The organism is Desulfatiglans sp., from assembly GCA_012513605.1.
GTDB lineage: Bacteria > Desulfobacterota > DSM-4660 > Desulfatiglandales > HGW-15 > JAAZBV01.
Window position 1 is genome coordinate 1 of the sequence record JAAZBV010000082.1, and the last position, 14,955, is coordinate 14,955.

A 14,955-nucleotide genomic window follows, 5' to 3' on the forward strand; every position below is an offset into this window, starting at 1 on the left:
TGTCTTTCGGCCGGGGACTCTAGCAAAGCGTCCTTGGCATCAGCATCAGAGGGAATATGAATATTTAATTTTTAAAAATAAGAAAGTCTGTGCTAATTTGTTGATTTTTATCATAGCAGGCTTTAGGCATAGCAGGCTTTAGGCATAGCAGGATTTAGACTATAGACTATAGACTATAGGCTGTTCGGAAAAGCTCAAGGCTGAAGGCTTCCCTCTTCGCTAACCGCATTTGCTAACCACCGTCGCTGAAGCTATGGTGGTCGGAGAAGCTACGCCGGGACAAGGAAGATTGAAAGCAAAACCCCCTTATGAAGCCACAGTAACTTCACAGGGGGGTCTTTTTGGAAGGAACTTATATTATATCATTAAGGGTAAGAGACCCCCGGATGATAGGTCAAAACAACCTTGAAATAATATGGCGCATCATATCCCCAATCATTGTCAGGGTCTGGATTTATTACCGGATTATCCGGGTTTGATGTGGGCAGGTTTCTATAATCAAAATCACTCATACCTATATAGACACTGTAATCCCTCGGATTTTCAGTTGTCCACCTGTCACCCACATAAAATTCCTCTGAGCCTGACGGAGTAGTAATATCTATGGCCTCACTGGTTAGGGTAACATCACCGTTATTTGCCTTGTAGCCGTCTTCTGCTCCCGGGTTATCCATGATAATGCCATTACCATTATGGTCACGGTAGAACTTCCAGTTATATTCCACATCTGTCGCGGCCCTGGTTGCAAGCCTTATTTCCACATCATAATACCACTGGGTATCAGGACTTGCCGGATCAAGGGTATCAAGATCAAGCTTGAAAAAGTCCCTGTCACCCTGGTAATCCACAAAACCTGCTATCCACGGGAAGGTGATAGTTACCGTGCCATCAGGGTTATTTGCTTTTGTTATGTTCAATGCAGCAAGATCCGTTGCCCTAAAGTTTAAAAGGCTGGTATCCGCCTTGAACTCAGGCTGTTCTGTTGTCCAGATTTCAAGCTCAAGGTCAGTAGACCTGCTGGCATCCATGTCCCGCTCTTCAACCTCGCTGAAGTAATAACGATACTCATTTCCGGGCGCGGTTGAAACATTTGCATCAGCAGGTATTGGCACAACATTTATTAAAAGGTTATAGGGGATAGAGTCACCATCATCATCCTGGTAATCAGCAACCTTAATATAGTAGTCTGTTGTTGGCTGAGAATTGGCATCTATAAAAATGCTTGTCGATAGCATGGTAACAGCATCTGAACCCTCTGTGTCATACATTCTTTTAAGGATATTGTTATTCAGCTTTATCTGTACATCATATTCCACCAGTGAGGTTTCGCTTTCAAGAAAAATCTCAATAATTTTTGGACTGCCTGTAGGCACCTGTATCTTGTACCAGTCTACATCACCCCTGAAGGCAATTTTACCTTCCGTCACTGCACCCGATGTAATAATAGTTGCATTACTTTCTGTATTGTTACCGTTACCTGCTTCAGCAGGATCAGCTACTCCAATCACCTCAACATCAACTGTATATTCTTCACTTTTCTGTACCCTGCCTGTTCCGGCTGCCTGAATGAGGAGATAGTGGTCACCTGCTCCTGCCTTTATCTGGGTGATATACGGTGTATTGCCTCCAATATAATCATGGGTAAATAATACCGCCCCTGATTCCTCCATGAGGCTTATTCTGTAAGCAAGGTTCTTAACGTTATTCTGATCGGTCATGGTGATATTCAGTACCTTTATACCGCCAAGATTAATACCTTCAACAGGTATCCTGTACCAGTCGTTATCACCTGTATAATTATCACTCTCTATAGAAGATGAATAGTCAAGGGCAGCATTTACTGAAAAAAGATACCCCCCTCTGTCAGATAGCAGAGTCGCTTCAGCCATTGTATCATTCTCAAATATCTCGTTAGCATTTACAGTGTTTACACTGATGCTGTACAGAGAAGACTGGTCAAAATGATCATTACCTGTATCCTCTACAATCAGATGATAGGGTGTTACCGATGGGGTCAGGTGAGTCATAAATACAAAACCGTTTCCTGATATCCCTGTTGTAGTATCAATAAGCTGGCCGGTTGGCCCATATAGCTGAGCTGCAGGCCTTACACCTGTTCCACCAGTGAATGGGTCATAGTCGATTGATATGGCATATATCCCCTCCTGGTTGATTGTAAATGAGAAACAATCCTTATCACCAATATAGTCAATCTTGTCTACTACTCCGCCACTGGTGTCATTAACAATCAAAGAAGTTGCACTTGAAAAGCTGTTGTTTTCTTCATTAGATGCTGTAGTCGATACAGTCAAATGATACCGCTGTTCAGGGTCAGACTCATCATCCATAAAATCTCTTACCAGGATATATATATCCTTTGGCCTGTCAACGTATACATTCATGTTTACATTGGCTGGAAGGTATGCGTTTTCAACAGCATGATCCGCCATTATCCTGTTGTCTTCATTAATTTCATTCTGATAAACAGTTACAAGCAGATCAACCTTCGGATGAACTGTATTCCCTTTTGCTGAAACAGACAGTATCGAATTAGCATCATTTACCCTTATATGATAGAGGTCTACCTCTCCCACTTCAGATATGGTCCCTGAAACAGCCTGGTTAAGTCTTAATTCACCATTAGTCGTATTGTCCGTAGTGTTGTTGCCTGGTCCATCTGAATTACAGGAACTTAAGGTTAAAACCATTATTGCTACATATATTATTTTTTTCATGACAGCACCTCCATCTTAAAGAATATCAGTCAAGTAGTTCAAAATCGTTAGGGGTCAGATAAATATCCCGCAATGTTTCATTATAGTTAATCTGTATCTCTGCCATCCTGTATATCAACGAGCTATTGGGAAGATCAGCCGGTCTCTGGGCAATATACAGACGTATAATATTGTCGCCCGGATTCAGATAGGTAATGCCATCGACAGCGTAGCCAAGTGTATTCATGATATCAATATTGGATACAGTGAGGTTATACTGTCGCATAGATAGAAGAGACCCGGTCTCCGCATCCCTTGGATATCCCTGATCTATCAGGTTGTACTGGTAACTGTTATCCCTCCTGATCTGCGGATCATTGGCGTTTACATTGGTATGGCTTCTTACCTCCAGCCAATCAGGGCTCCCGTCAAAATCGCTGTCTTTTACAAGGTTGTTTAACAGGGCATTTGTACCCATAAAAAATTCAATTCCGTCCGGTATGCCGTCCTGATCAGTATCCACCATATATCTATTGGTACCCTTCAGGTATTCTTCACAGTCTGTAAGACCGTCAAAATCGGTGTCTGGCCAAAAACCATCAGCAGATGCCTGGCTGGGGCTGTCAAAGACCAGTGGATTCAGCTCCTGTTGTGGAGAACTCATCTTAATCTCAAAATAATCACCCATCCCGTCATAATCGGAATCAGGATTTTGCGGGTCTGTGCCATACTGCAATTCCTCGATATCAGTCAGCCAGTCATCATCGCTGTCCACATGAACAAGCTCAGTACCGGGTTTGACATTATGATTAAATGCAAGCACAAATTCTATTGTATATTCTGCTGTAAGCCTTAAATCAGTGACATTCACAAAATCTATCGCCTCAGCATTCTGGAATTCAGTAAATACACCGCCAGCCCTGTGGGACATCTGCTGCAGGGTATTTACCGCCCTTTGCCTGTCTGCCTCATCACCTGTTCCGAAAAGGGCCGAAAGCAGGAAGGTATGGAAATTAAACCCGCCAACACCGTTTTCATTTACCATATCATTGAGTTCCTCAACCCTTTCAAATATATCAGCATCAGACTGGGTCATGGATCCGCCAGTGCCGTCAGGCACATTGGGCAGCCCGTCACTGAAAAACAGTACAATATATTTTGTCCTTACAAGTGTGTCAGCACCGCCTGTCTGCTGGGCTGTTCTTCGTATGTCATTTTCAATATCCACCCTTATCGCATCTATGGTGCCGAGGTAATCTGTCATGGACTGATTATTCGCTCCATTTAGCACCCTGTTGATTTCAGTAACCGACCGTGTAAATCCCGGTTGATTATTATCATTCCTTGTTGTGTCCATTATGGAGAGATTCCAGAGCATTACTTCAAATGAGACATTTGGGTACTCTGCAGTGTTATAGGCATTTACGAACTCTCTTACCGCATCCAGCCTCAGCCCTTCTGGATCAGAACCCCCTTCCAGGCCGGGGACGGTGCCCCCCATGCTTCCTGAACAGTCTATTGCAAAGAGCACCTTGACCGGAAATATAATATTTTCAGGATCCTCTGTAAGAAATGTAGCGTTTATTGTTACCTCATCCCTGACCATAAATCTTTCAAGGGGCGGGGCATCGCATGCTGCGATAATAAGCAGCATGCTTAGAGATAATATTGAAATCAGGGGTCTAGGCATCACAGGCATCTCCTATTCCATCATGATCACTGTCTGCCTGGTCCGGGTTGTATGTCTTGGGACAGTTATCGCAGGCATCTCCAATACCATCATTATCAAAGTCATTATTTGTAAATGATCTGCATTTTGGACAGAGGTCTTCATCAGGCTCAAGAAAACCGTCATTATCAAGATCATTATCACAATGATCCCCTTCATTATCGCCAACTGAGTAATAATCACTGTTTTCCTGGTTAGGGTTGGCAATCAGCCTGCAGTTATCCACAGTATCCGGTATGCCGTCATTGTCATCATCATCATCACATATGTCTCCTATGCCATCACCATCATGATCAGCGCCGCTCGGGTCATAATGAAGAGGGCATGTATCATGGATATCCAGGATGCCATCATCATCGTCATCGTCATCGCAGGCATCGCCTAGACCATCTCCATCAGTATCGAGCTGATCATTATTTGCTATTCCAGGGCAGTTGTCACAGGCATCGCCGAAATCGTCTCCATCCTGATTTTCTGTCTGCTCATTAGGTGTAAAAGGGCAGTTATCAAGAAGATCAAACACGCCGTCATAATCGAAATCCTCCATAGGGTAGAACCTTGGCCCAAAGTTATAGGAAATTACAAGAGGACCGCCGCCGGCCCCTCCTCCACCTATTCCGCCGGATGGTGGCGCCCCGCACTGGTCATCAGGGCACTCATCAAAGATATCATTTGCCCATCCTGCAAATGCATTGTTTGCGGGCCACAATAAAATAATGGCGCACCCCGCTACCAGGACTATTTTTTTCTTAAATTTATTTTTCATGACCTTACCTCCTCAGTTCTAATACTATATAGAGCGTATAAACCAATCAAAACCATCTTTAACGTTTTACAAATATTGCGATATTGTCCCTTGCCTCTGAATATGAGCAAATAACAGGTATGTTGTTTGAGTTAAACCACAGGGTGTTATTGTGACCATAGTCATGATCCTCTGCAACAGTTTCAGACCCCCATATAGATCCATTATGCTTGGCAAACTTGAGAAATTTTCTGCTCCTGCCTATGTAGCTGCGTTTATCATAATAGGCTATTGCAGGATTACCCGCCGAATCAAATGCAAGAGAGGGGCTATGACCGCAAATTGATGACTGATCTACTATCCGAACACTCCAGCCATTACCTGATTGCTCGGCATATTTCAGGTGATCTCCCTCATCATCATCACAATCAAGGCACACCTTTGTATAGGCTACAGCAAAAGTGCCATCCCTGGTTTTTGCAGCACTGATGTCTCCTATTGTCCACCCGTTACCAACCTGTTCCACCCACTGCCTTGACCACTCTCCATTACTGTTTCTCCGTGCAAACCATAACCCGTATGTATTGCTGTGATCAGTGTGTTCTGAAAAAAAGACAACCGGATTATTGCTGTTATCAAGGAGCAGTTTACATCCGTAACCAACACCTCTATGAACTGCCGATGTCTGTGTGAAAACACTTCCATATACAGTCTCCTCCATGTCTGGCCACTCACTGTCTGCTACAGGATCACCAAGGGAGCTCCTTTCATGCCTGATATAATTCAATGCCGGATATTCAAAATTGTATGAATCCATGCCTTCAAAATAGAACTGGAAGGCGATATGAATATTACCTGCTGAATCAACAGCCAAAGAGAGGTCACTTCCTGCAAGGCCATCATAGAATGGATTACGATCAACATACCCGATAGCTCCTGTATATTCTGTCCAGTTGTTGACTCCCCGAATACTGAACATTACATCAGACTGCTCTCCATCGCTGGGGGCCTGATCCCTGAATAGTCCTCCCTGGTAGGCTATAACAGGGGCATTAGAATTATTTAGCGCCAAAGCAAGGGAATTACAGTTGTCGAGCCCTTCTCCTCCTGTTTCAGGAGGGGTCGGATTTAGAATCTCTTCACTTATAATGCTGTTTGCAACGCTATCCCACAGGATAATATTTATATTGTAACGGTTTTCATTATTGTAATCTGTACCGTCACTGAAATAGGCAAACCTGATATTGCCATCACTACCCTTTACAGCAGTTACACCAGGTGTCAGAAGACCTTCAGCATCAAGATGTTTTACAAGATGCATATCCCATTGTCTTGGGTTTGATGGCTGGTACACAGGGGGTTCATTAGTCTGGCTTCCTCCACCCCCTTTTTTCTTGGTATTACATCCATAAATAAGCATCATTCCTGCCAGGATGGTTATTATTAAATGTAATGTTGGCTTAATTTTTCGTTGTCCGCATGTCAGCATAATAGTATTCCTTTGCCTTAGGATGAATAAGCTCTGATGAATCAATATTTCCTGAAGCATTGATTTCCGTTTTGAGTGCCATTGCCTTATCCTTGTGTCCATAGTATGAATAGAGACCTGCAAGGTTGATCTTTGCCTCCGTTAAATTCTTGTCCAGATTGAGGGCCTGCTTAAATTCATCCCTTGCAAGTGTATCCTCTCCCATATAGAGGTGACATACCCCCATTATTGTATAAAGTACGGCCTCTGATTTTTTATCCTTATCCGGCATATTTTCCATCATGCTCCTTGCCACAAGGATCGCCTGACCAAAATCTCTTTTATTTATATATGCCTTTGAAAGGGCCAGCATGCTTGCAAACTGCCCGGATTTGCTGTAAAGGGCATCATATACAGCTTTGAACTGCCGGTCGCTTAAACTTTCCTTACCGACCTGGCCCTCAGAAATACTGCCATTAAATATTTTAAAGGTTTTGCCCTGAGTGTCTGACCTGTATTCAAACTGGTAATAGGCAACCATCCCGGGGTCGCAGATCTCCCATTTTCTTGAGAGATCTGCACAGGTACCCATATACTCATTACCTTTTTTTGTGTAGCCAGAGGCCTTTTCGTTTATAGCAGCCATATATGCCTGCTTTTCTTCCTCGGTCAGTTCAGGAAGCGGGGCATTCTTCAAAAATGAGGCAAACTCGAAATTTAGAAGTGCAGTCTGATAACATGCTTTAAGTGCCCATTCAGGAGACTGGTAACCAATTACCTGTTCATATTTTTTCTCAAGGTCAGCGAGTAAATCTGTCTTTTGTTTTACAATCGCATTATCTATATTCTCCACAAGCTTCAGCGCATAGTATCTGGCTTCAAGCTTGTTAACCTCTGAAAAAACAATCCTTGCTACCGCATCATTCATTGCAGGGTCTTTTTTACCCAACCCCTTTTCATAGGATTTCAGGGCGTTTAAATGATATCTTTTCGCATTCTCATTTTCATTTTTCTGATAATAGATCCAGGCCATTATCGCATCAGCATGAATCTTCCCTGTTGTGCCAAGAGATGCATACCTGTTTTTCAGGATCGATAATACCTCTTCGTAATTTTGAGTCTTCAATGCATTTCTTGTAATAGTGAAGACAATCTCTTCCTGATCCTTTTTTGAATACAATGGATGGTTTAGCAGTGCCTGATAATGTCTATTTGCCAAATCATACTGACCAAAACTCTCCCTTATCTTTGCTGCCTGGTTTAAAAAATCTGCTGCTGACTTGTGGCCAGGCTCGATCTTAAGGAATGATTCCATATACTCAACCAGCAGTCTGAACTGACCAATCTTGTATGATATATCTATCATCCTGTTCATTGTCTCTTTTGAGCGTATAGCCTCAGGGTATTTGCTGACCAGTGATTCACCGGCTGTAAAGAGGGTTTCATAATCATTCTTTTCCACGGCCGATACAACAAGCGCATTCAGGGCCTGCTCTCCCATGCCTGAGGATGTCTTGTCATCAGCAATATTCATGAGCTTTTGCTTTCCCTGATCCCAGTTATCCACTGCAGCAAGAGTCATGGATGATACTATTTTTGAGTCTGCATTATTTACAATGCTTTCTATCTCCTGTTTGAATTGGGTGTCAGCAATCCTGGCGTTGCCTAATATCTTTTCTCCATATTCATAAAGCCCCTCGTAATTTTCATCCATATTGTAGATATCAAGCACCAGATGCACAGCAGCCTTTGCTGACTCTCCTTCAGGATACTTTTCAATAAAGGCTGTTAATTCCTCTACGGCCTTGTCATTCATCCCTGAATCATAGGCGACCCAGGCAACATTGAAAAGCACATCTGATATAACCGGGCTTTGTGGATAGGAAGAGGCATAAAGCTTTCCGGTTGCCCTCATGCCCTGCCGAGCGTATGTTATCTCATAATTGTTAAGCTTTTCCTTTTCCTTTAAGGCATTATAATAGGATATAATCGCACTGTATAATTTATCCTGTTTATCCTGTGGGTTAAGAGAAACAGTTTTAAAGATCTTTTCATAGGTCTTGCCTGCCTCAAGATACTCTTCAGCAGAAAAAAGTGCTTCCGCATAGTTTTTCTGCATATCCGCACTCACCGGGCTTCTATCGAAAAATTCCAGGTAGCTACAGTAGGCAGCCCCTGCTATTTTAAAAGATTCCTTTGACTTTGTTTTCCTTGCCCTGTCATGAAGATGAGTTACTATATTTCTTGCATATGTCTCATACTTTTCTATATCCTTTTTCTTCTGGCTCTCCTCAACATTTATGGAATACTTCTGTCTTTTAAGTGCATTGACTATTATATCCACATCCCTGTCTGCGCTGTCATATGTGCCTATAGCCTGTACACACTCAAATATACTGTTACAGTATTCAAGGAGTTTTGCAGGATCCTGCCTTATATCACACAGCTCCCGGTATAATGTGGCTGCCATTTCCCAGTTCCTTTTTGCAAAGTACCTGTTTGCGAGCTTCTCCATTACAATGGTGTATGACTGTCTTGACCAGGAATATCTCTTAAAATAGTCAAGCGCCTCTTCAGGTGTGCTTTTCTTATAGTATTCAGGATAACAGTAGGCCATATCAATAAGCGATTCGAGTCGCACATCAACATGCCTGTATGTATCCACATCAAGTTCCTTGTTTGCCTCAATATCCCTTACTGCCTCCTCAAACAGCTTTATCGCATTCTCATAATCCACAACATTTATAAAACACCAGGCAAGTTTGTATCTGGCAATTGCTATTGCAGGACTTTTAGGATAATCAAGCACTTTTTTATAATGGTCAGTGGACAGTTCAAGTTCCTGCTGGGCAAAATAATAGTCCCCTAAAAGCAGGTATGCCTCGGGGATATAATTACTCTTCGGATGATTCTTTATTAAAGTCTTATAACAATTCACCATCTCGTCTATGTTGTTAAGCTCCCGCTGTTCATGGGCCATAAAAAAATAGACTTTATCCCTGTCAGAATAATCAGGGTAATGATCAAGTATCCTCTGGTATATCTCAACCGCCCTGGTTTTAAAAACCTCATACTCAAATTTATTCAGAGAAGAGGCCTTTTCCCTTCCGGTTTTTTCTTTCTGTATAAAATAGACAACCTTTGCTTTCTCGATATAAAGCTCTGCCATGCGCATATATAGTTCAGGCACATAGGGTTTGCTTCTTGATCGGTCTATCAGGAGCTTTGTGTTCTCTATTGCTAGGTCTATCTTCCTGTTATCCTGATTGAGTTTTATAAGAAACTGCTTCTGCTCCTCTTCCTTATCTGTTGTTTTGTAAATACCCTCTATTGCCTCATTGGCATAAAGCCTTGCTACTAACAGGATAAAGAGCATGCAGGCTGTACAAATGATACGCCTCATTATTATTGATTTTCCTTTCTGGTTTTTGCTCATTTGAAAAATATGTCCCATTCTTCCATGTTTTCGCATTTATTCTGAAGCGTGACCTCATAAGACTCCAGCTCATCATTCCAGAATTCGCCCTGAAACTCAAACAGTGCAAGCCCTTTTGCCACCTTCTCTTTTACAGTCTTCTCTTCAGCAAACTGACTTTCATAGACCCGCTGATACATATCCAGACCTATCTCGTATTCCATCAGATAGGCATCCTCTTCATATCTTAAGAGATCATCAGCAATCATTTCATAACCCTCATTTATCTGTCTTCTTAAGGTCTCGCTGCTCTCTTCAATCTGAAGTTCATATATCCTGCCAAGGTAATCTTTCAACAATTCATCAGGGATTGCCTGAACCAGCTCCAGCTCCTGTTCCAGCAGCTCAAGGAATCTGAATGTCTTTGCCACCCCGGGCTTGTTCAGGAGCACCATCATCAGGGGGGTATTTTCCTGAGGAAGAGTTCTTTCATAAAGTTTAGTAATTGCCTCCCCATACCTCTCTTTAAATTCATTTACTACATAAAGGGCATTTTTATAGTTGCATACATCCTTGTATATAAATGATTTGAGTATAAAATATTCCGGCCTGAAGGCATTTTCAAAACTGGGTGCCTGGAAAGAATAAAGAAGACCCATTGCCTTTTCGCTGTTTCCAAGGCGATAGTGAACCCATGCTCTTTCAAGAAGATTATCCGCCTGCTCAATAATGTTTTTTTCTATATCCATGTAGATCATGTCTGCATTATTGTAATCGCCCTTTTCATATAAAAGCCTCGCCAGAGTCTTTCTGCTTTCATCCTTCAGTTCCTTTGATGGCTTACGGCTTCGCAATATCTCTTTCAGATAGCCTATTGCCCCGTCAATATCATCTTCATACACACAGAAAAGCGCCTTCTTATAGATGTAATTATAATAATATTTGGAGGATGGATTTATCTTTTTAAAATGATCATTGCCCCATTCCTTAAATCTGTGTTCCCAGTCATAAAGCCCCTGCAGGTAGTTGACAAAGTCTGCTATATCACCTTCAACAAACCCGTAGTCCTGGTCACCAACAACCTGGCTTACAATAAATTCTTCATCGTGAGGAAGTGTGCTTACATTTTTTTCCAGAAGCCCGAATGAATAGGTAACAATCCTGGGATTGGGTTTCCTTGTAACGAGATCACCCAGAACATCATTTGCAGCGTGTGACAACTTCAGTTTATTGAGGCTGATGCCAAAAAAGAACTGGGCCCATTCATAGTCATCCTCATCATGTGATGACATAGACATGAAACGGTACAGTTCAATGGCCGCATCCTGATAGTCCTCTTCTGTAAAGAGAGCATAACCCCTTTTAAACCTTTTTTGTTTTTCATCCTCACTGCCTTCTATAACAACAGGCTTCTCAACAGCCCTCTCTTTTAACTCTTTTTTAAAACCCATTAATTCTTTTATGTAATTAACAGGAGACTTTATCATCTTGGCAGGTGACAGGGCATTTGCATTACCGCAGATAATGACTGCCGCCAAAAGGCAGACAGATATTCTGGTTCTAGATATCATCATCTTTTTCCTTTTTCAGGTACCGATTCAACTTTTCAAAGGTCTCGTCCTTCTCAACCTTTCTAGGTTTAAGATTAAACCTGTAACCTATACCAACTCCGACATATATCCTGTTTTCCATGCCGTCGCTCCAGAAGTTCATAATGTCGCGGATCTCAAAATTGATGCATAACTTTTCATTGATAAAGTATTTACTGCCAATCCCGAAACTTGCAGAAGGAACCATCTCACTCGTGGAACCACTATTCTGATTACTCCCCTCAGGATAGTTCCAATCGTAGTTCACAACCCCACCGCCAGCAAACAGATATGTCTCATGGTTTATCACCCCTTTGTTAAGCACCGCATTTTTTCCATAGAATGGCTTATAAATAAGGTGAGAATGAATCATGAATGTTGGCTTTGCGAACTCGGAAGGTGTGACCCCGAATTGTGTTTCCAGATCAGATTTCAGATCATTTTCAGGCGCCAGGATAAACTGTGCCCTTGCGACCTCCCACCCCCAATTTTCGTTCAGGTTGAATATGTAACCGAATCCTATTGGAAAGGGGTGGAAAAAATTCTCGTTTGCAATATAACCGATATCAAAATTTATCTCATGATCCCTGTGAAATATGCGGTTCTGCACCGCATAGACCTTTGCCTCATCCTTTGTATCTTTACCGGATGCATTACTTGCAGGGAAAAAAAGAAAAACTGAAAGGACGACAATTGCCAAATACGTTTTCATCACTGATAGACCTCCTTTAAAATGCAACAACATCAAATACAAACGGATATGAAACTATAACCTCAGCGCCACTGGGTTTAGGAAACTGCCAGCCGCGAATAGACTCTTTGATACAGTTATGTATCTCATGTGAGTTAATTGAAGATGATTTGATTCTTACCTCTCCAACCTCTCCTGACAACATGATCTTCCATTCAAACATCACCTTGCCCATAATTGACGGGTTATTTATAAGTTCGGTTTCATAGCAATAGGTGATATCATCCAGATGCTGATCAATAACACGTTTTACCGCCTCCATTGAAAGGCCACCGCTTATCCTGACTGATTTGTCAGGCGTTACAGTAACCATGCCCATAACCTCTTTTTCGCCAGTTGTACCCTTTTGGAGCGCAGCGACCCTTCCTTCACCGCTGGCGCCATGACTCCTCAGCACCTGGCTGGAACCCTTTGTGGATACTATTGCTGATGATGCCTTTGGCACTGATATCTCGCCAGTCCCCAGCTTTCCGACAACACCACCTACCTTAAAATTATCAACGCTGACATTTGGAGTTGATACTGCATCAAGGTTTGTAACCGCTGCCAGGGCGCTGCGCGGCTGTATACCAACCGAATCGGAAATCATACTAAGGATGCCTGTCTGATTGATATTCCTGGCCGACACATTACCTTTACCAGAGCCGCCGCCTGCATCAGGATGCTTGTCAGGCCCTGAAGCTGTATTTTCCGCTGAGGGTTTGCTGTCAGCAGCGAGTTTAACCGGCTCCTTTTTTGTGATCACAGGTTCAGGTTTTTTCTTTACTATCGGCTCTTTTACCGGGGGCTGTGCTGGTGATTTAGGCTCAGGTTTAGGTTCATGTTGTGGCAGGGGATTGATTACCTTTTCCAGTTCTGCTATCTGAGCGGAATCAAGCTTAACGAAACGTGGTCCATCATCTGGCTTATTCTCACTATGAAAAGATGGAATAAACCCCAAGAATGTTAAAAAGACGATATGAAAGACAAGTGAGACACCAAGATGCTTGTATGGCTTTTTCCGGGCCCTTGCAACATCAGGCGCTTCCGGTATTAATGATCTGCTTACCAGTCGCATCTGATATTCAAAAAAACCGTCAGAGACAACCGCCCTGGCTTTTAATGGTATTGTTTTGCCGAATATCCTCTTGCGCCTGTTGGTGCAGTTTTCATCTTTTATAAACTCTTCTAAACTGAATGGGGGCCTGTCTTCAGTCTCAAGGTAACCCTGCAAATCCTCTCTGAAATAAAAACGCGCATCCTCTGCCCCTGTATACTCAGCGAGACAGAACCGTTTGTTCATATCATCTGTGATAAAAAATCTCTCATTTTCATTCAGATGCCTTATGTCTATTATCTCATTTCCATTAAGCTTCAGGATCTCAAGATATTTGCCATTAGATGTATTAAGCGATTCACATGACCTGTTCAGGTCATTTATCTTGTCTTTCAGAAGAAAATCGGCCGGGAGGTCAATATCATCCTCATCACTCTCATCATCTGTCTCTGCCCCGTAAAATTTCCAAACAGCCTTTTCTTCTCTCTTTTTTATGAATTGCCTTGCAGGTTCAGCAGGTTCATTCTTTTTTGTATATGCAGTGCTCTCTGTCTCTTTTTTAATGAGTGTCGGTTTACTTATTACGGCATCCTTTTTTTCCGCGGTCTTTAACTGGACAGGATCATGAGTTATTGAAATCCTGCTTGCATAGAGCCTGCATATTGCACCGCTCTTTTCAACAAAGCTTTTATATTTTTTTGCGGTCTCTATCTCAAGGCTGCTTTTTAATATAACCCTGTTCCCTTTAAAAAATGGCTCAATTCGGGATTCCTCAACCTTCAATATTTTTGAGAGGCTTGATTTAACATCCTGAACCGCAAACCCTGTTTTTATATCACCTTCAAACACCAGGTCAAAGAGTGTATTCTCAGGTTCCTGACTTCCTTCAAGCAGGCTGAATAGATCCACTTCAGGTGTTTCAACCTTTTTTATCTGATCGATATTTCTTTTGGCCTGCTCCGCAATAAATATACCTGTAGCACTGGAGAAAGAAGTATCTTCATTACCGTTTGCCGCCTTTATCTGTTTTAATTTTTCATTTTCAGAGACCAAATTCGATGATTTATCATCAATCACCTCTTTCTGACGGATAATCGTAAGTGAATAAGGGCCAAGGCCCACCTGTTCAGTCAAATTAATAATGGAAATGCCGCATAATGCGCCATTTATCAATAGACTTCCCTTCTGTGTCTGGTCAAGGATTACAATCTGTTTATCTATCACTGTTATACATGCATGCTGATCAGCAACTGTTTCGTCAGTAAGTACGAGGTCTGCCTCAAGACTTTTCCCTATGACTATACGCCCCTGTGAGAATACCTTTTTACCAATAAATTCATTCCTCTTATAAACCTCTATCTTGATTGATCCTGCGGTGGGATTCTCACAATTTGAAACTGCAATGTTTCCGACTTTTGCTGTGCCATTATCAGGTTTTAACTCTTTGTTATCTGCATGTATGTTTTCCATAATACCTCCACCCTTTTTTACTGACATGTATGTTTCGT

General features: G+C 42.2%; 8 protein-coding genes. All 8 read right to left on the bottom strand.

The genetic code is table 11. The features are described 5' to 3' along the window. Positions 1–365: 365 nt before the first annotated feature. From GX654_10450 to GX654_10485, 8 genes are read right to left on the bottom strand one after another with little or no spacing between them, the layout of a single operon-like run. Positions 366–2,735, bottom strand: a complete 2,370-nt coding sequence (locus GX654_10450; GenBank protein NLD37276.1) for a hypothetical protein — start codon at positions 2,733–2,735, stop codon at positions 366–368. 25 nt (positions 2,736–2,760) lie between these two features. Next, a complete protein-coding gene (locus GX654_10455; GenBank protein ID NLD37277.1) occupies positions 2,761–4,404 on the bottom strand; it encodes a hypothetical protein in 1,644 nt (547 codons plus the stop codon). Further along, a complete protein-coding gene (locus tag GX654_10460; protein ID NLD37278.1) occupies positions 4,397–5,209 on the bottom strand; it encodes a hypothetical protein in 813 nt (270 codons plus the stop codon). The genes GX654_10455 and GX654_10460 overlap by 8 nt, the downstream gene beginning before the upstream one ends. Positions 5,210–5,267: 58 nt before the next feature. Further along, a complete protein-coding gene (locus GX654_10465; GenBank protein NLD37279.1) occupies positions 5,268–6,611 on the bottom strand; it encodes a hypothetical protein in 1,344 nt (447 codons plus the stop codon). 37 nt (positions 6,612–6,648) lie between these two features. After that, positions 6,649–10,059 carry a tetratricopeptide repeat protein gene (locus GX654_10470; GenBank protein NLD37280.1) on the bottom strand — a complete coding sequence of 1,137 codons (3,411 nt, stop codon included), beginning with the start codon at positions 10,057–10,059 and terminating at the stop codon, positions 6,649–6,651. Between the two features lie 29 nt (positions 10,060–10,088). Beyond that, positions 10,089–11,645, bottom strand: coding sequence for a hypothetical protein (locus tag GX654_10475; protein ID NLD37281.1), 1,557 nt, complete (start codon positions 11,643–11,645; stop codon positions 10,089–10,091). Next, positions 11,632–12,372: an outer membrane beta-barrel domain-containing protein gene (locus GX654_10480; protein ID NLD37282.1), complete on the bottom strand. Its 741-nt coding sequence runs from the start codon at positions 12,370–12,372 to the stop codon at positions 11,632–11,634. Before GX654_10480 ends, GX654_10475 begins: the two co-directional genes overlap by 14 nt. A gap of 16 nt (positions 12,373–12,388) precedes the next feature. Next, on the bottom strand, positions 12,389–14,917 hold the full coding sequence (locus GX654_10485; GenBank protein NLD37283.1) for an AgmX/PglI C-terminal domain-containing protein: 2,529 nt from the start codon (positions 14,915–14,917) through the stop codon (positions 12,389–12,391). Positions 14,918–14,955 lie beyond the last annotated feature (38 nt).